The organism is Paenibacillus septentrionalis (genome assembly GCF_042659865.1).
Taxonomy (GTDB): domain Bacteria; phylum Bacillota; class Bacilli; order Paenibacillales; family Paenibacillaceae; genus Pristimantibacillus; species Pristimantibacillus septentrionalis.
The window spans coordinates 431,753-454,494 of sequence record NZ_JBHSTE010000004.1 but is presented as its reverse complement, the minus strand read 5'-3'; the positions used below and the strand labels follow the sequence as shown (position 1 = coordinate 454,494).

14 protein-coding genes are annotated in these 22,742 nt (G+C 45.7%); all 14 read right to left on the bottom strand.

The genetic code is table 11. The features are described 5' to 3' along the window. Positions 1-210: 210 nt before the first annotated feature. The 14 genes from nagZ to ACFP56_RS13795 all read right to left on the bottom strand — a co-directional run bounded on the left by nagZ (position 211) and on the right by ACFP56_RS13795 (position 22,735). Positions 211-1,821 carry a beta-N-acetylhexosaminidase gene (nagZ, locus tag ACFP56_RS13860; RefSeq protein ID WP_379235452.1) on the bottom strand — a complete coding sequence of 537 codons (1,611 nt, stop codon included), beginning with the start codon at positions 1,819-1,821 and terminating at the stop codon, positions 211-213. Continuing rightward, positions 1,814-3,379, bottom strand: coding sequence for a response regulator (locus ACFP56_RS13855; RefSeq protein ID WP_379235450.1), 1,566 nt, complete (start codon positions 3,377-3,379; stop codon positions 1,814-1,816). Before ACFP56_RS13855 ends, nagZ begins: the two co-directional genes overlap by 8 nt. Beyond that, the gene (locus ACFP56_RS13850) at positions 3,354-5,171 is read right to left on the bottom strand and encodes a cache domain-containing sensor histidine kinase (protein ID WP_379235448.1); all 1,818 of its coding nucleotides are present in this window, start codon (positions 5,169-5,171) and stop codon (positions 3,354-3,356) included. The genes ACFP56_RS13855 and ACFP56_RS13850 overlap by 26 nt, the downstream gene beginning before the upstream one ends. A gap of 21 nt (positions 5,172-5,192) precedes the next feature. Continuing rightward, the gene (locus tag ACFP56_RS13845) at positions 5,193-6,020 is read right to left on the bottom strand and encodes a carbohydrate ABC transporter permease (RefSeq protein ID WP_379235446.1); all 828 of its coding nucleotides are present in this window, start codon (positions 6,018-6,020) and stop codon (positions 5,193-5,195) included. Positions 6,021-6,027: 7 nt separating this feature from the next. Then, a complete protein-coding gene (locus ACFP56_RS13840; protein WP_379235444.1) occupies positions 6,028-6,900 on the bottom strand; it encodes a carbohydrate ABC transporter permease in 873 nt (290 codons plus the stop codon). 78 nt (positions 6,901-6,978) lie between these two features. Next, positions 6,979-8,364 carry an ABC transporter substrate-binding protein gene (locus ACFP56_RS13835; protein WP_379235442.1) on the bottom strand — a complete coding sequence of 462 codons (1,386 nt, stop codon included), beginning with the start codon at positions 8,362-8,364 and terminating at the stop codon, positions 6,979-6,981. Between the two features lie 222 nt (positions 8,365-8,586). Next, the gene (locus ACFP56_RS13830) at positions 8,587-9,492 is read right to left on the bottom strand and encodes a nicotianamine synthase family protein (RefSeq protein ID WP_379235439.1); all 906 of its coding nucleotides are present in this window, start codon (positions 9,490-9,492) and stop codon (positions 8,587-8,589) included. A 193-nt stretch (positions 9,493-9,685) separates the two neighbouring features. Then, positions 9,686-12,085, bottom strand: a complete 2,400-nt coding sequence (locus ACFP56_RS13825; protein ID WP_379235437.1) for an S-layer homology domain-containing protein — start codon at positions 12,083-12,085, stop codon at positions 9,686-9,688. Between the two features lie 173 nt (positions 12,086-12,258). After that, entirely contained in the window at positions 12,259-18,063 is a 5,805-nt protein-coding gene (locus tag ACFP56_RS13820; protein ID WP_379235435.1) for an S-layer homology domain-containing protein, read from the bottom strand. 260 nt (positions 18,064-18,323) lie between these two features. Beyond that, on the bottom strand, positions 18,324-18,641 hold the full coding sequence (locus ACFP56_RS13815; protein WP_379235433.1) for a hypothetical protein: 318 nt from the start codon (positions 18,639-18,641) through the stop codon (positions 18,324-18,326). A 25-nt stretch (positions 18,642-18,666) separates the two neighbouring features. After that, a complete protein-coding gene (locus ACFP56_RS13810; protein WP_379235432.1) occupies positions 18,667-19,857 on the bottom strand; it encodes an MFS transporter in 1,191 nt (396 codons plus the stop codon). A 47-nt stretch (positions 19,858-19,904) separates the two neighbouring features. Then, positions 19,905-20,927 carry an ABC transporter ATP-binding protein gene (locus ACFP56_RS13805; RefSeq protein WP_379235430.1) on the bottom strand — a complete coding sequence of 341 codons (1,023 nt, stop codon included), beginning with the start codon at positions 20,925-20,927 and terminating at the stop codon, positions 19,905-19,907. A gap of 29 nt (positions 20,928-20,956) precedes the next feature. Further along, positions 20,957-21,922 (bottom strand): ABC transporter ATP-binding protein, encoded by a 966-nt coding sequence (locus ACFP56_RS13800; RefSeq protein WP_379235907.1) that lies wholly within the window; start codon positions 21,920-21,922, stop codon positions 20,957-20,959. A gap of 66 nt (positions 21,923-21,988) precedes the next feature. Further along, a complete protein-coding gene (locus ACFP56_RS13795; protein ID WP_379235428.1) occupies positions 21,989-22,735 on the bottom strand; it encodes a cysteine hydrolase family protein in 747 nt (248 codons plus the stop codon). Positions 22,736-22,742: the final 7 nt, after the last annotated feature.

Sequence of the window (22,742 nt, the reverse complement as noted above, 5' to 3'; positions counted from 1 at the left end):
ATGAAAAGAATTGAATATGCTAAAGCTAACCATTCACAATATGAAACTACTAATCTACTAATATACTAATCTACTAATCTACTACCGAAAACAAATGTAACACGTAACGAATAGACTTAATCTGCACATACGCGAAGAAGCGAACCATCACGGGGACGATTCGCTTCTTTGTTCAGCTATTATGTTTAATCATAAACAATAACCTACTGATTATAGTGTCAGTTGTACCGGGAGCTTTCCGCGAAACGGAATACTGCCAATCAACGCAAGCCCAAGTGCTCTTAGCATCATAGGACGATTTTCATAGGCGCATACGTACGTGTCATGACTGCGCAGCAAGGAAATGTCGTATGGGTTGCGCAAGGAAACAAACACCGTTATGATTTGCATCTGATCAGTGAGCTTCGACAGGAGCCGAACGAGCTCAGCCTGCCCGGCGGAGGCAGAAGCATTATACATACCGAAAACAACTTGCGAATATCTACCCTGCTGCAGCAGGGAACGAGCAGCATCCTGCTCATCATTAGTAGGCTCCGTTCCAATAACAAGCTCAGCGACATGTAGCCCGAGCTGCCTAAGCTGCTTGCCAAGCGTAAGCTGCTGCTCAATTACCTCATCCACTTGCGTCGAGCTGCGCACTTCAGGCCAAATGACTAAGGTTTGCACAGCTGGTGCTAACGGCAAATGCTGCGATTCATCTTGAACAAGCGTTACAGCCTGCTCCATCATGTGCTGACAATGTGCAACCGATTGAAGATCACCAATCAGTAAAAATCCATGTTGGGCTTGCGCCTGCTGCATATTAAGCTGCTGCCTGTTCTTCATCTTCAGAATACGGGCAACGGATTCATTTAGCCTCTCTTCGCTAATTTCCCCTTGCAGCACAGCCTGCTCCAGTGCATGATAAGCCTCCAATTGGCGGTCGAGACGATGGCTTACCAAAATTAAGTCAGCGCCTGCCTGGAATGCTTCAACTGCTCCCGCTCCAACACCGATCCCCATAGATATCGCGTTCATCTCCAAGCAATCCGTTACAATGACGCCCTCGAATCCGAGCTCATTGCGGAGAAGCTCAGTCAACACAGCGTGCGATATCGTTGCAGGCTTACCGTCAGGCTCCAGCGCAGGAAACTGCACATGCGCAGTCATGATAAGCTCTACTCCAGCTGCGATTGCGGCCTTGAAGGGTACAAGCTCGATGCGATGCAGTCGCTCTAGATCATGCAGTACAGCTGGAAGCTCCTCATGCGAATCTGCCGTCGTATCACCGTGGCCAGGAAAGTGCTTGGCACATGCCGCAACGCCCATCTCCTGATAGCCGCTCAGCATGGCTATGCCAAGCTCTGCAACTTTTTCAGGATGCTCGCCGAAGGAACGAATGCCGATTACCGGATTAAGCGGATTGTTGTTTACATCCAGCACAGGGGCAAAGTTGATCGTGATGCCTAGCTGTGCCAGCTCCATACCTGATATTCTTCCTGCATCATAGGCATATTGCGAGTTGCCAGCTGCTCCAAGCGTCATCTGTCCCGGCATGACGGTCACATCTCGATCAATCCGCGCAACCATTCCACCTTCCTGATCAATCGCAATCGACAAATGGATCGGATTGTACTGCGAGGATTGCTCCTGCAGCTCGCGCGACAATGCGGCAATCTGCTTGTTATCTGAAACATTACGCCGAAAATATATGACGTTGCCAAGATGATAGTCTCGGAATAATTGTTTCACATGTGATGGAACACTTAGTCCATCGAAGCCAAACATAACGACCTGGCCAAGCTTCTGTCTCAATGTCATTTGACTTAGCTCGCTATGCATGCTTTATCCCCTCATTTCCTAGCGCATATCGCTCGCGATATTCAGAAGGCAGCATTCCTTCGCGCTTTTGAAACACTTTATTAAAATATCTTCGCTCTGTATAGCCTACAGCTCTGGCAATATCAGATATGCTTTTTTTCGTCATTCTCAGCAGCGACTTGGCACGTTCAATGCGAGTTTGCGTAACAAAATCAATAAAGGTCATTCCGTAATGCTGCTTAAAAATTGTACTAAAATAGCTCACGCTAATATTCAAATAAAGTGCAACCTCCTCTGCCGCTATATCCTTCGACAAGTGCGATTCAATATAATCCTTCGCGACATGAATGGATACTTGCGGTCGCTTATTGACATGCTCAGAAAAAGCTGCCTCTACCATACAGGAGATAAGAACGATCAGCTCCTGCAGCTTACACGTGCCTTTTAACTGCTGCCAGATCTCTTCCTCCATCGTTAGGCTGATGGCGTCAAACCGCCGCAGCTCACGAAGCATATATACGATGACTGCATTTATCAGCTTTTCTACCTGCTGCAGCGATTGTGAGGAATGCTCGCGAAGCAGCTGATTAAGCTGATGAAGACTTTTTCTTGCAGCTGCTAGATCCAAATGCTTGATTGCCGCGATGCAATCGTCCGTGCATTGCCACACCTTCTGGTCATTGCTGCAATACTGCACATTATCCTCCTCACCCACAATGAGATAGCGCTGCTTGGCGAACGAAAGCTCTCTGCACAGCCTTGTCCAGACGTCATGAAGCTCTCCCAGATCTACTACACGCTCATAAGCCGCAATCGTCAGCCCTGTCTGTCCACTGTACGGCTCACTGAGCTTCTCCATCATTTGCTTAAGCTGCTCATTATCGACGTAGCCCAGACTGCCTATTAGCAGCACAGCCCAAAAACGATCTCCTACATGCATCATACAGGTGCGACCATCGAGATGCTGCCCCAACTCCTTCAACACAGGCGCAAATGCGTTCAGCAAATTTGCTGTTAGCGGTAACTGAGTACTTTCAAGTGCGAACAGTACTGCCTTCGTCTGCAGCTCAAACCCCTCGTGATGAACATGCTGCTTTCCTTCACGATGAAAGCCATGAATATAATCAAGCAGCACCTTTTCAAAAGCGATATCCTGCATTCGATGCAGCACTTCATTGCTTCTTCTGCTTTCTGCAAGCTTGCCTCGAATGTGCTGAGTCGCCTTAATGAACAGCTGCTCCAGCGCATCATAGTCGATCGGCTTCAATACATAATCCATTACGCGAAACCGAAGCACAGAGCGTGCATATTCGAACTCCTGATAGCCAGTAAGCATAATGACCTCTGCCTCTTCATCTACATCTCTTAACTCTTGCAGAAATGCGATTCCGTCCATAATAGGCATCCGAATATCACAAAAAATGAGATGAGGCTGATGAGCATGCACCATTTCCATTGCTTGAACACCGTTCTTCGCCATTCCAACAAGCTCGACCTGCTCTGCCTCCCATGGCAGCACCTGCTGCAAATTGCGCAATATATTGATCTCATCATCAACCAACAACGCCTTCAATCTCATGTTCGCCCCCACCCTTTCTTTTCGGTATCGTTACCTGAATGATGGTTCCATAGCCTGGTCGGCTGCATATCATTAATCCATATGGTGATCCATAGCGCAAACGCACTCGATCGGCTACATTTCGCACGCCAATGCTTCTGCGTTCTCCGTATTCCGGGGTATTGTCGTATCTGGCCAAAGGAGCCGTTCTATAAGTGAACTGCTCTACTTGAGACGGGGTCATGCCTATTCCGTTGTCCTCGACTCTAAAGTAAATGCGCTCCTCATCGCCTGTAATACTAATTCGAATCCTGCCTAGATACGATATGCCCTCGAATCCATGCTGAATGCAATTTTCAACAAGCGGCTGCAGCGAAAGCTTTAACGTCAGCTCATGACGCAGCCCCTCATCCAACGTAATTTCATAATCAAAAAGCTCCTCGAACCGAAAGGCTTGAATATCCAGGTAGCTTCGCACATGAGCGAGCTCCTGTTCAATTGTAATTTCCTCCTGCTGCTGAATGCTGATGCGCAGCAAATTGCCCAGTCTGGTCACCATCTGGCTCACCTTTTTGCCTTGATTCTGCATCGCGAGTACATTAATCGATTCTAACGTATTAAATAAAAAATGCGGCTTGATCTGAGCTTGAAGCGCCTGCATCTCTGCCAGCCGCTTCCGTTCATGCTGTTCCTTTAGCTCGGCTATCAGCTGCTCTAACCGATAAATTAGTCGATTGGTTCCTCGCGTGAGCAGACCAACTTCATCGTTGCCCCGAACCTCGACTCTTGCCTTCAAGTTGCCTAGTTCGACCTCGCGCATAACCTTGACGGAATCAATAATTGCCTTCGTAATGCGACGGGCAATATATACGATAAAGACACAGGCTAGCAGCATGCATAGACCGATTAAGGATGATACTGCTACTGCAATCCACATGATCTCTCCTGCAATGACACTCCATGGCGTTACGGCAATTAGCCGCCAACCTTCATAATGATCGAAAGAGATAACCGAAACAATTGAATCTACATCCTGAAAGCTTCCTCTCTTGCTGTAATTGCGATCATCCTCCTTAAGCCGAGGCATAAGCTCCGAAAGCATACGCTGCTCCAGCTGTCCATTGCTGTCATACATCACAAGTCCTTCTGCATTAACAATCATATATTTCGTATGCTCTTGCTTATAGCGGAAATAGCGAAAAATCGCTTCCAAATCAGAGTTGCGAATTTGAACGAGCAGGATCCCTTTGTTTTCTAGTGTATCGATATCTTTAACAACTCTAGCAAGCGTAAAAACCTGATCACTGCCTGTAAGCTCGGTATGCTCGTATGGACCAATCCATACGGGCAGCCCGTCTCGATTAATCACTTCTTGATAGATCGGTAATTTTGTAAACTCATCGAAGGTAAGTGGGGTAAAGCTCGCTTTGGAAAAAAGCTTATGCACATTTTGCTGCTCAAGCGTGTACATAAAGGCGTAGCTAACAGAGGGGTGATTGACGAGCAGTTCTCTAAAGTTGCGCTGAATAGCATTAAGCTCCAAGTAATTGACCTGGTCTAGTTCTGCACTCTGCAAATTGTTCAATGCCTCTTGAATCGCTCGACTTGCGATCGTGCTGTCCGTCACGTTGTTCATATCTTTAAATACTTGATCTACACTGAGCAGCAAAGCGCGCAGTGTAAGCTCAGTCGATTCGGCGTAGCCCGATGCAGTGCGATTAGAGATATATTCGTAGGAAATCGTCCCCAGCACGAGCAGGGGAGCGATAATTAACCCTACAAAAGCCATGATCAATTTTTTTTGCAGCGACATGCAGATTCACGTCCCCTTCAATTAACCCTTCACGCTTCCAGCTGTCACACCTTCAATAATTTTCTCCTGCAGCACAGCATACAGAATCAAAACGGGCGTCACACTGTATACAATCCCCGTACTAATAAGCGCATAATTGGTCTGGAACGCATCACGGAATCCAACCATGCCTGTAGGCAATGTTTTCAGCTCATCCTTGCTAATGAAGAAATTAGCTAACAGGTATTCATTCCATGAACCAAGAAAATTAACGATAAATACGGTTACGAGTGCTGGTAAGGTTAAGGGCAGTATGATGGTATAGAACAATCGGAATGCACCCAGGCCATCAACGATAGCCGCTTCTTCCAGCTCACTAGGTATGGATCTCATAAACGCTGCTATAAGCAATACGCTGATCGGCAAAGCTCCTGCGGTGTAAGGCAAAAACAATGCCCAATGCGTATTCAAGATACCCATATTCATAACGAGAATGTACTGTGCAATAAACAGCACATTGCCTGGAATCAGCATTCCGATTAGCACAAATTGATAAATGATTTTGTTGGCTCTTATAAATTTCATTCGTGTAAGCGCGTAGGCAGTAGCTGCTGAGAGCAACACCCCTGCCAGCGCCGAAGTCGTTGCCAAATATATACTATTAAAAAAGTATACATTAATTTTTGCCTTCACCCAAGCATCAATATAGTTCTGAAAATAAAAGCTGGTAGGCAGGCCAAAGGGACGCTCCGCAATTTCAATATTGCTTGCCTTCAAGGAAGAGAACAAGACAAACACAAATGGAAACAGGACCACCACGACGTAGACTAATAATATAATATGCGGCGATATTCTTTTTAACGTAAGCATGGCTGGCTCACTCCTTTATTTTTCCAAATGTGCCTTGATACAATGCTGTTAGCACTAAAGCAAATGCAAAAATGATTAAGGAAATCGACGTCCCTAGTCCGTAGTTCGGATTGACGCCCATTGCTTCATTAACTAGATAGGACGCCATAACTTCCGTTGCCCCAACCGGTCCGCCTTTCGTCATAACGAGTACAATATCTACGACTCGCATCGCTCCTGAAATCGACAGCATCACAACCACAGAAATAATGGGCTTAATCAACGGAATCGTCAAGTACCACGCGCGCTGAAAGCCGGATGCGCCATCAATCTCCGCTGCTTCATTCATTTCCTTTGGCAGTGCTAAAATTGCAGCAAGCACCAGCACAATATAGAAGCCCATCCACTGCCACGCATTGACAACAAGCACAGATGGCAGTGCCCATTTGGAGTCTGCTAGCCAAAACACAGGATCAATTCCAAAAACGGAAAGCACTTTATTCACGGGACCAATATTCGGATGCAATACAAAGCCCCACAATATCCCGATTACTGACGTTGAAAGAATGGACGGAACAAATACCGTTGTTTTATACAAGCGCTGCAGCCTGCGCACATTCGCAATCAAGATCGCGAAGAAGATAATAAGTGGAACCTGTACAAATATAGCGAACAAGATAAACAGCATATTGTTGCCGATCGCACGAATAAAATCAGAATCGCGAAATACAGCTGCGAAATTGTCAAACCCGATAAATTTGTAATTGGACAAACCATTCCAATCCGTAAAGGCATAAAAGGAGGAAGTAACCATCGGATAAATAAAAAATAAGGTGTACAGCACCAAGGTCGGCACAATCATAAGCAGGTAGACCCAAGGATTACGCAAGGTTTGCTTCATCTGACTTCCCTCATTTCCGCTTAAACATTAGGGGGAGGCTGCCAGCATCGGCTGCTCTCCCCCTTTTCAATCGCACAATTATTCCTGGTTTGCTTTATCTTGAACGGCCTGCAGAATATCGCCTACCGATTGCGGCGTTTCTCTGCCAGCGATCAGCTTCAGAATCACATCCTCAGACTCCTTGTAGACAGCGGACTGTACCGTGGAATCAAAGTGCGAGAATGCACCGCCAGATTCGCCCATAATCGTAATAACCTTCTTGACGATTTTGTCCTCTACCTGACTCGTCGCATCGTCCGACAGCTTAATAGAAGGCAGTACGCCATCCTCAAGAAGCCCTCTTAGCTGCATCTCGTCACTGTACATATTTTTTATAAAAGCTTTGACTGCAACAAGTTCCTGCTCATTCAGATCAGAAGAGAAGCCATATCCGTTGCTGTAGTTACCATTGACATAGGTTTGGTCGCCGATGCCACCCTCTACAGCTGGCATCGTGAAAAATCCAACCTTATTCGTCAAAGCACCTGCCTGCGTTTCGTCGCTAAACACGGACGATCTCCAGCTTCCATCAAACATCATGCCTGCCTTACCTGTAATAAACTCATTTAGCATATCTGCATATTCAAAGCCTAGCTCGCCTTTTGTGAAATAGCCTTTTTGTACCCATTCATCATATTTTTCGAAAGCTGCAACTACTTCAGGGGAATTCCACTTGGCATCACCGGAGGAGAAGCCTGCGATCGAATCAGGACCGGCATAGCGTCCAATCATTGTATTGACCAGCATTAACGGTACCCATGCTCCTTTCGAGCCCATTGCAAATGCTGTATATCCGTTGTCAGCAAGAGTTCGAGCTGCAGTTTCAAGCTCTGCCCAAGTTGTTGGCTCGGAAAGATTAAGCGAAGCGAACAACTCCTCATTGTAATAGAAGCCTTCAATATTACCGCCAATTGGCAAGCCGTATATTTTTCCATCCATTGTGAATTGATTCAGGTTCAAAAACTTATCGCTCATGCCAAGCTCATCCAAAATCGGAGCCAGATCAAGCAGGCGACCTGCTGCACCATACTTCAATGCATCACCCTCGCCACCAAACAAGTCGAATATCTTAGGAGGGTTGCCTGCAGCCATTTCGGCCGGAAGCTTCGTGAATCGATTGACACTATCCTCTACGCCTTCCAGTTCAAAGGTCAAGCCTGGGATTTCCGCTTCCGTCATCGCAACGACATCATCTAATATCGCTTTGCGGTATTTTTGCGCTTCGCCAATTTGAATATGTCGAAGTGAAACGGTAAACGGTTCTGCTGGTTCTGTCGGTTCCTCTTTGTTGTTTTCAGCAGTATTCGTCGGCGATGGTGTCGGCGTGCTGTTCGATCCTTGACCGCCGTTGTTTCCACTACATGCAGCGAGCAGCGTGCTCGATACAAGAACTAACATAATCACTGTCATGAATGCTCTTTTCATTACATAACCCCCTCTAAATAAATGGTATCGCGATCTTATGTTTGATTATAGCAACGAACAAAACATTACATAAGAACCATATTTTTTAGATTTAAGGGGTAATTTTATTTGATTTGTTACGTAAGCTAACACAAATTCATTTGACAGCGCTTTATAGATAACGTGGATATTACACTTGTTTATTTGCACCTAAGAAACCAATTTTCCCTAGCAAAATCCTGCTTAGTCAAGCCATTTGCTACGAGAAAAGGCTACCCGCTTCAGAAACAACGTTGAATTAATGACTAGCTGTTCATTAGGCAGCGTACGTGCAGCAACCCTCCATCCCTGTTTGATTAACTGCGATTCATCAATCGATTCGTACATGATCTGCTTGATCCCCTCGGCTGTACGAATCGCTACTAGCGGATCGGAAGCCGTGCGTTTGATCTGCTCAAGCACCTCCCCCTTGTTTCGCACAAGACTCGCAACAAATATTAGACTGCAGGAGCTATAGATATAATCTGCTCCATTCTCTTTCAAGATTGTGATGTGAGTGCTCAAGCCCATACTTTTGACTAAAGCGCATGACGCCTCATAAGCTGCGTCATCGATCTCGAGACAAATGACCTCTGCATTACCTTGTAGATGTAGAATTATAGCACTTAACGGCAGTGATCCACTGCCGACAAATACGATTGGAGTCTTTACAGCTCGTCCATCTTGTATATCAAGCTGATGCAGAATGGACAACTCTTTCCCTACTAACTCCATATATATGTTCCAGCTAGGCAGTTTTTTAACTTCATCTATGACAGACAGCTGTATCTGGCAGATACGGCGAGATGCTTCCAACTCTGCCAAACATTCGGCCTCTGACAGTTTATGCTGCAAGCTTCGTTGATTCATTCTAATATAGTTGTTGCTTAATATAGTCTGAATCTCTTCTTGAGAATAACGTGCTCGCAGTTGATCAGATAAGCGCCTAACTGTGTCCGCAACCAGCTGATTAGTAGGCGACAGATCTGACTGCTTCTGCAAAATCTCATTTGCTTCACGGATAAGGGCGATAAAATCTTCAATGAAATGCTTTCTTCTCTGATCATCTGTTTGTGTATAAATAACAGAATCAATAGAATCTACCTTCATGTACGCCATGCCTCCTCATTGGACATCTATTACCTGTTATATTCGAATCGTCACAGAGATAGACGTACATACATAAAAAGAGAGGGTTGTTCAGAAAGTCTGTGAAAACTGACAATCCGAACAACCCTCTTTTGTTTGTATCATCGTTTCGGAGCTATCCTCATACGCTGTAATTCAGCTGCTATACCTGCACTTACATGCGCAAAGGTGCTTCCTGCAGCTCAGAGCGAGCTTGCAGGTAACGGAAAAATGCTGTCGCAGCTTCTGCTCGCCGCACCTCTTTAGCTGGCTGGAATTTTCCGTCCTTCGTTGTGCTCATAATGTTCAAGCCTACGACAATTGCCGCCTGACCTTTATTGTTGATAGAAGCAGAATCGTTAAAGCTGTCTGCAAAAATATGATCGTAGCGAGCTAGCGAGTTATAGCCAAGCGCGCGAACGATCAGCTCCGCCATTTCCTCACGTGTAACTGTTCCCTCAGGGTTAAAGGAGCCATCTCCAAGGTCGATTAGATTTTGCTCCAGCGCCTGTTCCACGTAAGCAAAATATTCAGAGCTTGCACTTACATCATTAAAGGAAGACTGGAGAGCGCTGTCCGCCGTTGCTACAGCATAACCATAGTTGGAACCACCGTTTCTAGCGATGACAAGCATCTTGATCAGCTCACCACGCTTAATCGTTTCATTCGGTCTTACTTTTCCATCTACGACATCAAGCGCCTTGTACGCAACCATCAGCTCGAGCTGACGCTGCGCCCAGTGACCTTCAATATCCAGCACCTCGGGACGTTCAAGTGTCGTCACTTCTCCGGTTTCCATGCTTCTCCATTCACCTGTTACGGCATCAAGAAACACATGTTGATCAAGCGGCTTTGCTCTTAATCGATAGACCAGATTAACGGTTGACTTTACCTTAATATCTTCATTGCTGTCTATTTCTCCTGAAGCAAGCAAAACATTGTATTTTTCAATCGGAATTGGTTCCCCAATCCATGTATATTCACTTGAGACACGATAGGTGAGCTCTGCCTTGTAATAATCCATCCAGCGATCAAGAGCTGTTTCGATGGAAATTGCTTTTGGTGCTTGTGCTGGATAATCGAACGGTTGTATATTCGCTTCAAAACCAGTAATGTTGCCTGTTCTCGAATTGATCGAAACGTTAATATGGTCATACTCGATCAAGGCATTATGCAGCTTGTGAGCAAAGCGAATTTGATAGTTTGCGGTACGAGAGGCGTTGATGATCTCCTGTTGCTTCGGATCAGGCTTAATCAGATACAGCTCATGCGTTAACCACGGCAGCTGCTTCTTTACCGCTTCAATTGCTGTACTTGTTGCTTGGTCCACAGAGATCGTTTCCGACTTTTCTGAACCCTCTTCATTGTAATAATAAATATTAAAGCCCTGAACGGCCCCTGTTTGCGCATTGACGGTCGCCCATATCGAGCCTGCATCCTGTCCATCCTTTTTGATCGTCCAGCTGAAGTCCCACATAGCCCGTGCCTGCTCGGAATCAGTATCGTTGTATTCATGGTAGCTGGAATGGCCCAGCTCGATATTTTCAGGCAGCTTGAAGGCTGATTTGACATTTTCGATAGCCTGATTCTCATTTATCGCTTTGTTTACCGGCTTGAGTCCAAGCGGATTAGTCGTAAGGGGCTTATCCGCTACCTCTCCCAAGTAGCTGTAATGATTACGTGTATCGTCTATCTTGTTTCCAGTTGACGCATCAATCACATAGGACTGAAGCTCATAGGTAAGGATAGGCGTATTTTTGCCTTGACGATCTGTAAGCAGCTTGTATTTTAGCTCTGGTGTACCCGCGGCTCTCAGTTTTTCTATTGCATCCTCAGCGGATAAGTAGCTGTCTGGCTTCGGGAACTGAATCGTATCATCCCAAACAAATTCATACTCGACAACATGACCTTCACTGTTTACGACTACTGTAATGTAGTTTTCTAGGAAAGGCAGGTCATTCACATAGCGATCGAATTTAAATTGATGTCTAACCTCACCAGTTAATGCCGGAAGCAGCTGCTCGCCAAAGCTCTCGTTGAGCTTTACTTGTGAAGCATAGCTTACAGCTAATTCATCCACAACATTTGATGCGATGCGCTGCGCTTCCTCCCGCTCTACTTTTAATGGATAGCTTGGCTTAACATCACTTGGGTTATAGTAGCTGTAGCTAGTAAGCTGACCGCTCTCTGCATTGACAGTGGCATAAATGCTCCCCATATGCCTGCCATTAACTCGCTTGTTGAAGGTCAATCCCCAGCTATTACGCGTTCCATTCATTAAGCGGCTTGTCGATAAATTGGCGCTTTGCAATTGATAATCTTCTGGGATGTTAACAGCCTTTCTTGCAATTTGCTCTGCTTTTTCTTTGGAAATTGCAGCATTCGATGATGAGGCACTGGATTGAGGTTCTGCTGCTCCTGATGAGCCTGCTTTGACCGATGAGGAAGATGTTGCGTCCATAGAGCTTGTCACTCCTTCGCTTGCATTTGATGCAAATGCTGCTGCAGGAAACATTCCAGCAAGCATCGCTGCAGTCGTAACAATCGCTGCTATCTTTCCTACTCTTTTATTCACCATTTCAACCCCCAGTTTAATTTGCTAAATTATTCAACTATTAGACTAATTCACCAGAAAAAATGTTGCGTCATTATACCATATGCGAAAAAAATAACCCTTATCCTGATCCGCAACGTTCCGGGGATAAAGGCTATTTTTAAATCCATTTACACTTATGCTTATCGATTAAGCTACTCTATGACAGCCTGATACAGAAGCAGTAAAATTTTAGCGCTTTCTGCTCTTGTGCCATTGCTGCTTGGATCAAAGCTCACCGCTGTTTTGCCTGAGATGAATCCAGCCTCATAAGCCGCTGCCACACTATGCTGTGCCCATTGACTTACTTGATCCATATCTTCAAACGGTGTTTGTACAGCCGTTGCGCTCGTACCTGATGTTTGCTCATAAGCACGCATGAGCATAACTGCCATTTCCTCACGTGTGATCGACGCATTTGGATCAAAGCGGTCTGTTGTTTTGCCATTCACTAAACCTGCTTGAACGGCTGCTGCAACAGCCTCATAATACCAGCTGCTTGCTGCTACATCAGCAAACGTCGCCGTGCTTGATGCTTCCAGCCTCAATGTGCGAACAAGCATCGCAGTAAATTCTGCACGCGTTACTTCCTGATTGGGCTTAAACGCTGTGTCGCTTACGCCGTTCACGATCTGTTTTGCCGTAAGCTCCTCAATAAAAGCTTTTGCCCAGTGTGAGCCGGAGACATCCTCATAATCCTTTTCAAGGCTCGCGACTACATAGATTTCCCCGCTTATTATCGTTGCAATCAGCTTTCCGCTATCTACAACGCCGCCAGCATATGTCAGACTTCCGTCTGGCAGCACTTCATATAGACCTGTAGTATGCGCTTCAGCGTCCTGCGGAAGTGTAACTTGCAGCTCTGCCTCAAGCTGCACGTTGCCGCCAGTCACCTCAAATACTTCACTATGCAGACGAGCTTGCTCGGATGCTTGCGCATAATAACGCTCAACATCAGCCTTCCATTGATCAGAAGCAGGAGATGTCAATTGCAGCTTAATAGTAGCTAAATCATTGACAAGCTCATTCGAAAGCGATTGTAACGCACGCTCATCCAGTGTAAAAACAACAGAGGAGGTTTCCACAACAAGCTTCTTCACTTGCTTCAGCACCTCAGAAGACAGCTGAATTGCGTGAATAGCTTTATCTGTTTTAACTGTAACCTGATCGCTGCTAGCCTGCTCAATGAAAAGTGTGCCTTGCTCTACCTTGTATTCATCATCAGCAGGCTCAGGCTGAGGGACATTCGGTATTGGTGCTGGTGCAGAGCCGCCTGATGAGCTTTGAATGGTGATCGTCATCGTTTTTGTCAGCTCTGGTTGACCAGATACTGCCGCTTCAATTGTAATAACGCCCGCCTTTAATGCGGTCAGCTCACCTGCAGCTGTTAACGTTGCAAGTGGCTCTGTATGCTCGGAAATGATGCTCCATGCGACAAATGCTGTTGTTTCAACTGGTTCAAGCACAGCTTGCAGTTGAACCGTCTCATTTACTTTTATCGCAATAGGATTCTTGGTTAGATCAAGTGAGCTCGCTGGTACTTTTGTTAATTCAAAGGAATCCACCTCAGCACCTGCTGTTGTCTTCACTATAACCGCAATTTCTTCCTCTGTAATGCGCAGCGTCGTATAGATATGCGTATTGTCTGCAAATACAACCTCACGCCAGCTGCTTGTTTTCAAATTATCCAAGCCATAGAACTTCGGACCCGAAGAACCACCGATTACATACGTTGTTGCATGCTTCTGTTCATCGACCGGCTCTCCTGCCGCCAATTGCTTGGAACGAAGGTATATATGATCATGACCAGTAAGGACAAGATCTACTCCGTACTTGTCGAATAAAGGAACCCATTGCTGCTGTACCTCCGTATTTGCATAAGTGCTGCCGTAAGGACCCTGATGGAAGACCGCGACCTTCCACTTTTTATCCGTTTGCTGCAGATCCTGCTCCAGCCATGCTGATTGCTCTCTAATACCCGCACTGCCACTTTCAGTGTTAAGTACAACAATGTGAACATCGCCGTAATCGAAGGAATAGTTCACACCGCTTGAAAGCTCCAGGCCGCTTTTCGGCAAGTTGAAAAACGATAAATAGTCGCCTAGTCCATTGTTGCCTATAACCTCGTGGTTACCGATGATTGGAACAAGAGTCGAATTCATTAGCTCTGATTGTGCTGCATTGAACCACCAGTTCCATTGATTTAAGTTATTACCGTGGTCTACCATATCTCCTGCATGAATCAACAGATCATAGTTGATTTCCTCTGCCATCGCAGCATCAGCCGTTTCTCCCCACAGCGCAAAGTTCGCTTCTGATTCTGCCTGTGAGTCTCCAAAAAATGCGATATTCACTTCTGCTTGACCTTCAGCTGCAGTTGTAAAGCTTCCCATGTTGCTAACTTGACTTGCTCCGTCACCGACACGGTAGTTATAGGTTGTGCCAGGCTCCAACTCCTTCAATGCCACACGGTGAACACGGTAGGTCCCGTCTTTGTCTGTTGTATACATTACATTCGTACCAACTACACGTTGTACATTGGATGCATGAAATCCTACAAATTCCGATGCAATTGCCAGCTCGACAATTGTATCTGTTACGGATGGATTCGTATGCCACGTCATATTGCGTGTTGTCATGGCGTCGTCACCCATCGTTACATTCATGTTGTACGGTGCTTCTGTTCCTGTGTACTCCGCTACAACGAAGCTCATTAAAGCACTGTATTGCTTATCCTTGTTAGCCTGAATACTGTATGTGCCTGCCTCAGCTGTCAAGATCTCTGTTACTATCTCTCCGTCTGCATTCGTCACACCTGAAAGAGCTTCTCCGTTATAGACGATTTGCGCTCCTTCAACTGGCAAGCCTGTTTCACGCTCGGTAACTAGCAGAGTAGCAGGTTCACCCTTGAATGTTTCATAATGGTTCCAGGTTAGCTTATAGTCTGGATTAATCTTTACGTCATAGCTAGCTCCATAGTAATCATTAATCGCACCTTCCGTTGTGGCGACAGCCGCTTCAATAATTTCAATTGCACCATTAATGCTTGGATTGCTCATCAGCGTAGTCAACGTATATGGACCCATAATGGAGCTGTTCACATTATATTGAAGGCGTCCAATCGAGGCATTTCCTGCAAAACCTGAAAGGTCACTAAAGGTTACAGATACTACGCCACTGCTCGCATCATTACTCAGAGCAACTTGGTCCGCAGAGATGCCTTCACTTGGAATGAACTCGAAATTTTCAAGCACGGCAGTTCCATTCGCCAGCACAGGATACGTAAAGGAGAATGTGCCGCTTGCTGCTTTCTCAGCATGCTCAAGTCCTAGCTCAATTCCATGCACGGCACCCAGCCTCTGCTGCTCCTCGAAGTGATACGTAAAGTACGGGCTACCGAAGTTCACATTAAATGCCCATTCTTTAATAACCTGATTGCCGCTCATATCGCGTACAGCAACTTTTACCGTATGACGCCCCTCGCTTAATGGATTCGTTGGTGTATAGGAAATTTCGCCTCTAGGCGGATAAAATCCATAATTGCTTAGCTGCTCTCCATCCAAATAAAGACGAATCGTATCCGGATTGATTAACGTGCTTGCTGGATGAAGCTCCGGTTCATAGCCATCATCGTGTGCTACAATTTTGAACTCTGGCGTTCCCGTTGTTACAATTGCATTTTCCTCGGGATAATTGCTTGCGATTATCGGAGCATCTACATCCTCATTCAATGGGCCATATATCGCTCGAATATCATCAATATAAAGCGTTCCAGTTGTTTTGTTTGCATTAGAGGTTTCCATATACCGTACAGGCATATCGATTGACAAAGGAGTTGCTCGCCCTGCCGGTACAGCAGCCTCTACATATCGCCAGCCTTCCCAATCAACGCCTGGATTGGACTCCGTGAAATTAATCGGAACCGCTGCATTGGCTCCGTCACGCAGCTGAGCTCTCAACCAATGGCCTTCTGCATCGCCATATACCCACATTCCGATTTTTTCAGGATAGCCTGGGATTTCCAAGCGATCAGCGACTGACTTCACATTTAGATAAGCACCTGACGTTCCTTGTGTTCCTATAAAATCATAGGTTAGCTTAAGTGAAGAATTGCCGCTGCGAACAAAGTCCTGATTCGTTTCCAGTTCAATGCTCATTGAATTGTATGCAGCACCAGATGAAGGCAGGTAACGATCCAAATTGGTCTCAAAATCCTCAAGTATAACTGGAGGCAGACCAACATTCACTTTATAGGAAGTGCTGACATCTCCAAAGCTTACTCTAATCTCTCCCGTTGCTCCGGATTTATCAGTAGCCTTAAACATTCCGTTGCTGTCTATCGTTCCAATCTCGCCAATGACTTCCCACGTAAAGGCAGATGGATCAGCTTGAATGACTTGACCGTCTCTTAACGCTGTAACTGTGACCTGTACAGCTGCTTCACTTGTATAGGTTCGTTCTGCATCAGGCAGCTTTAATTCTGTTAATGTATCTACGATTTCAATAGTCGCTTGTCCTGCTGCTGAACCATTAACCGCATTAATCTCAACAAAGCCAGCTGCTTCACCAGCTGAAAATACGCCCTGTTCATTGATCGAGCCATAGGTCTCATCAACTGACCATAAGGTCGACTCGCTTAAAGCTGCCGGATGATCGTTCGCATCAAGACCTGCCGCGGTTAGCTGAATCGATGATCCTACCAACAGACGTGCTGAGCCTGGCGTAATGGCTACCTTTTCTGCAATACCCGTTTCGACGCCTGTATTGACAAGAAGCAGCCCGTTGCCAATGCTTCTCTCAATACCGTCTGAGCCAGAATTCATCATAACTGTCTCCTCGGAGCCAGGCAGCCTGGCGATAAGTGTGGACGATCCGCCTCCATCGAGATTTAGCGCATGTACGACGCCCATCTCAACAAGCAGCTGTGCCACTTGGCCAGTTTCCAAGCCGTCACTAAAACCAGGTTGACGTCCATCCACCTCGAAAAATACGATGCTGCCATCTGCTTTCGTTCCAAGTGCTGTCCTTGGATGGATGCCTGCTGGTGAGACATTCGTATATGCCACGCCATCTTTTACTAATGGTCCGTTGCCACCAACAGCTACAACGACGTCCGCCCAATCAGGATGAAGCTCAACATTTGCAGTTACGCGATCTCCTGCTGTCAATCCGGCAAGAATAGAAGCTTTGTCGCCAGATGCAGATAATACAACCTTGCCAGGAGATAGAACTGCGTTGCCTACATCGGTCTGTACCTCTTCTACTACGAGCTCAAGATTTTGACCATGCTTCAGCTCTCCGCTTTCAATCGTTAACACAACCTCAACACCATTGCGTGCGGCACCAGTAGAGGCTCCATAGTTGGATGTGAATAACACAAGCTGGTTCGGATCACGGAAACGATTAATGCTGGTAAGCGCAATCTGCTCATCATGAATCGTTATCGTTTCTTGCAGCTGTGGATTTCCATAAATAGACGTGCCATCAGCCTTCAGACCGAAAGCATATGTGCTGCGATCATTCGTTAAGATGATGCCATCATCAATAAAGATGCCGTTAGGCACACCTGTTGCATGACCGGATATCTCATAAAAATCTGCATTTATTCCTGCAATGACTCGATGATTCTCAGCATCTACGTATTCTGCCATTTTCGTTAGTGTGGACATGCCACTCACATAGCCGGATTTTGTGCCTGCTACCAGTTTCAAATTCGGATTGCTTGGATCGAATGCTACAGTATGTACCTTTTGTGTCGATTGATCCACATTCAAATCGTACCACGTATACGTGGCACCTTGACCTAAGCTGCTTGACTTCGTGTCCACTACTTTGCCGTAGCTCCATGTCGGAAGCTCCAGCATGGCTGCTCCCAGTTGAGTGACCGTGATCGGCAACATCAACGATAGAATCAACAACACTTTAAGCAACATCGATACGTGTTTCATCTTTTTGTTCAATGCCTCTCTCTCCTTTTGTTTGACAGGATAAGTCCAATCTACGTGTCATCTATTAACGCTATGTTAACTGTACATGTAGAAAGTATTGATATATACGAAAGCCTTTGTTTAGATATTCGTCCTATTTCTTACAAGTAAAATATTTATTGATAAAATAACTTTTGATATTCTCGATTATTTATACCATGATGTAGACAGCAACAAGTCCGCACACGTTCCTAACAATAGAACGCATGCGGACTTGTTATCGTACTAGATAATTAGAGCTTATCCAAAATATAATCGATTACATTATCATCCGTAATTGAACGATCCTCGCAAAGCATTTTACATTTTTTTCTCGTTAAAAATTGATATGCCAGCTTCTTATCCGAAATGATATATTTCATCGAATGATTATCAGATTCCGGCAAATACGTTTTCATTTGATAAGCCTTATATTCCGAGGCTGTAATAATCCGATTGGCATCACGAATAACAAGCTCAGACTTGACAAATCCAATCATAATCAGCAGCGAACTATCCTCGTTATATCCTTTCTCTGGAACAGAGCCATTCATATAATAGCATTTGACCACTCTCCATTCCTCCTTTTCACTTCAATTACGACGTCGCTTTGGAGTGCTTTTCAGCAGTTGTTACTTTTTTAGCTGTCTCAGATTGGTTTTCAGTCACAAAATGCGTTAGCACAACTGCTAATAACAACAAGATAGCCGTGCCGATAAAAATACCCTTCGTATTATAAAAAGCACCAATCATCCCGCCGATCATTGGCCCAATCATACTGCCAATTTGATTCGCCGTATTGTTAAGCCCGAACGCCCTGCCGCGAAATGAGCTTGGCGTGTTTTTTACTACCAATCCATTAATCGCAGGAATGACCGCACAAAAGAATGCTCCATATACAAAACGAACAATCGAAAATCCCCAGATATCATTAAAAAATACTTGAGCAAAATTCCCGATCGAGCCACCTAATAGCCCAATGACAAGAACCGTTCGAAAGCCAACGCGATCGGCCAGCCTACCCCAAGAGGTACTAAAAAGCACCCCTGTAATGCCGACTAGCGAAAACACAACCCCTGATATAAGCGCCGTACTATTCTCAGCACCACCCAACTCTGCAACATATAAACTGAGCACTGGCTCAATCGTCATAATCGAAAGCGATACAACACAGGATAATATCATCACGGACAGAAACGATTTATTGTGAATAGCAAATTTAAATGAGTCCAGAACCGAGCTCCTTGACCGAGAAAGTCCAAGCTTCTCTTCCCTCACCATAAAAATAACAGATAAGGTAGATAGCAGAATCATAATACCAGCAACTGCAAAGGCGGCTCGATTACCTGAAACCTGCGAAATCGCCCCTCCCAGCAACGGTCCCATAATACGACCTGAAGCGGTCGCTGTCGCAATAGAGGTTAACGCATAGCCGACATTTGCTTCTGGCGTATTCGTCCCAATCAACGCAGTAACAGCAGGAATATAGCCAGCGAGAAACCCATGCAGCAGACGCAGACCCAACAGCTGGTACGGGTTTGTCACAAAGGCCATAAGTGAAAACACAATAACAAGCACCAAGCCAGCACGTATAATCATCTTTTTCCGACCATACTTGTCTGCAAGTGACCCCAAATAAGGAGATGAAATAGCTGACGCCAAAAAAGTACAGCTAAACAGCAGCCCCGACCACAATTCTCGATGCTCATCCACCCCCAGATCGATCAGGAACAACGGCAAAAAAGGAATGACCATCGTTAGACTGGCAGAAGCTACAAATGTGCCCACCCATAGCACCCACAAATTCCTATGCCAGTCTTCGACCTGCCTAAATTTTAATAAAGGTGACATGCAACAAAGTGCTGCGAACGAATTTCACGCAGCTCCGGTCTTTCCTGCTTGCACTGTTCCATCGCTTTTGGACATCTGGTATGAAAAGCACAACCTGAAGGCGGATTAGCAGGATTAGGAACATCACCAGAAAGAATAATACGATTGCGCTTTACCTTTCTGCTTGCCTCTGGAGCCGCGGACAACAACGATTCCGAGTAAGGGTGCAAGGGTGTATGATACAGGCTAGATCTTGGAGCTACTTCAACCATCCGCCCCAAATACATCACTCCAACCTGATGACTGACATGCTTCACAACTGACAGGTTATGAGAGATAAACAAATAGGATAGGCCAAATTCCTCGCGCAGCTCATCAAGCAAATTGATAATCTGTGCTTGAATCGATACATCCAGTGCAGAAACAGCCTCATCCAGCACCATTAGCTTAGGATTCAAGCTAAGTGCTCTTGCAATCGCAATTCGCTGCCGCTGCCCGCCTGAAAACTCATGTGGGTACTTGAAGGCAGCATCACGCGGAAGGCCTACAACCTCAAGCAAATGATCGACACGGTCCTTCAAATCAGCCTGTGAAATTTTTGTATTGACCGCTAGTGGTTCACCGATAATACTTCCAATATTCATTCTCGGATTCAAGGAAGAGAAAGGGTCCTGGAACACCATTTGAAAATTTTGTCTCATTTGACGTAATCGTTCGCCTTTTATATTAGATATATTTTTCCCATCGAAGATAATAGCGCCCTCCGTCGGTTCATACAGTCGCATGATTACTCTGCCTGTTGTAGATTTTCCGCAGCCCGACTCTCCTACAAGACCAAATGTTTCACCTTTTTTAATCGAAAATGACACATCGTCAACTGCTTTGACCTCGCCAACTCTCTTCTTCAGCACGCCACCTGTAATCGGAAAGTACATCTTCACATTTCGCACTTCGAGCAAGTAGTCCTCCGAATGCGCATGATCCGTTTCAGCATGACCATCTATTAGACGTAAAATTTGCTCTGTCATCGTAAACCCACCTTTCACCTCTAGAAGAATCAGACCAAATCACACCGCACAAAATGTCCTGGCTTCAGTTCCCTCAGTTCCGGCATTTTCGACCGGCAATTTGCATGTACAAGTGAACAGCGGTCCGCGAAACGACAGCCTTGAGGGAAATTGGCTGCACTCGGCACTGTACCGGGAATAGCTGTAAGTTTGTCTTTCTCTTCTACCATCGAAGGAATAGAGGCCATTAGCGCCTGCGTATACGGATGAAGCGGCGAATCAAACACCTCATCCGCAGAGCCCGATTCTACAATCTGACCTGCATACATGACGACCATATTATCAGCCATCTCTGCTACTACACCTAAATCATGCGTAATCAATATAATCGATGTGCCCGTTTTATGCCGAAGCTCATGCATCAGTTCCAGCACCTGTGCCTGAATGGTTACATCCAATGCAGTCGTCGGCTCATCGGCAATTAGTAGCTTAGGCTCACAAACCATCATCATCGCAATCATTACCCTTTGCCGCATTCCTCCTGAAAGCTGATGCGGGTAAGAATTAACGATCACTTCAGGCTGCGGGATACCAACACTTCGCAGCTGATAGATCGCCTTTAAGGATGCTTCCTTCTTCGTGCACTTTTGATGTCGATACAGCACTTCCCGAATCTGTTCTCCGATCGTAAACAACGGATTCAAGGCCGTCATTGGCTCTTGAAAAATCATGGCGATTTTATTGCCTCGCATGGAGGAGAGCTGAGTTTCTGTCATCTTGACCAAATCCTCGCCTTCAAACAAAATTTCTCCCTCCACGATTTTTCCATAAGGCTCTGGGACAAGTCCCATTAACGACAGTGACGTCATGCTTTTGCCACTGCCTGACTCTCCAACAATGCACAGCACCTTGCCTGATCCAACTTCAAAATCGACGCCATCAACAGCCTTTACTTGACTGGTTGGGGTTTCAAAATACGTTTTCAAATTTTTCACTTTCAGTAAAGGTTCCATGATGATCCACCGCCTTCATTGGAATTTGCTGTTATAGCATAGGTCGCTGCCTTTAGCAGCAGCTTTCGTCTAAATATTCAACAGCGCTGCTTCCTTCAAGCTGACAGAAGTAGAAGTGAACGCCTTGGATCGCATATTGTACAGCGAGCCCTCCAGTACATATGGCGGAGACGTTGTCGCCGTACAATCCTGTAGCAATACGTTGTCATAGCCTAAAAAGGCGGCATCATGTATCGTATCCATCACACATTGATCCGTATTGACACCTGCATGGAACAACGTTTGTATGCCATTGGCCCGCAGCACTGCATCCAGAGTCGTTCCAGGAAAGCCGCTGATTCGATATTTATCCACCCACGGGTCCGTTTCTTCATATACCTCCATCAGCTCATCGATTAAAGCAGCTGACCACGATCCCTTGACAAGCGTTAAACCTAGATCATCCGGTAATGGCTGACCAATTCCCGGTCTTCCGCTGCGCTGCCATGCATATAGCAGGCTTGGCGGCACATTGTCGATCCCCGGCCGATGTCCCCAATTTACCCAAACCACCATGATCCCTAGTGCCCTGCAGCTTGCAACAGCCGACACAATAGCTGGCACTAGCTTTAGCGCTCCTTCTGGTCTGCCTAGCAGTGGAGAACAAAAATAGTTCTGCATATCTACAACCACAAATGCGGAGCGTTTCGGATCAAAGCTAAGCGTCTGTTTTTCTTCTCCCTCAAGCTCGATTGTCGCCGTTTGCTCTGCACCTCGGGATACATCAAAATGACCGTCCTCGACTATCCAATAGTTTGCTCGGTTTCCGAATCTCATAATTTTC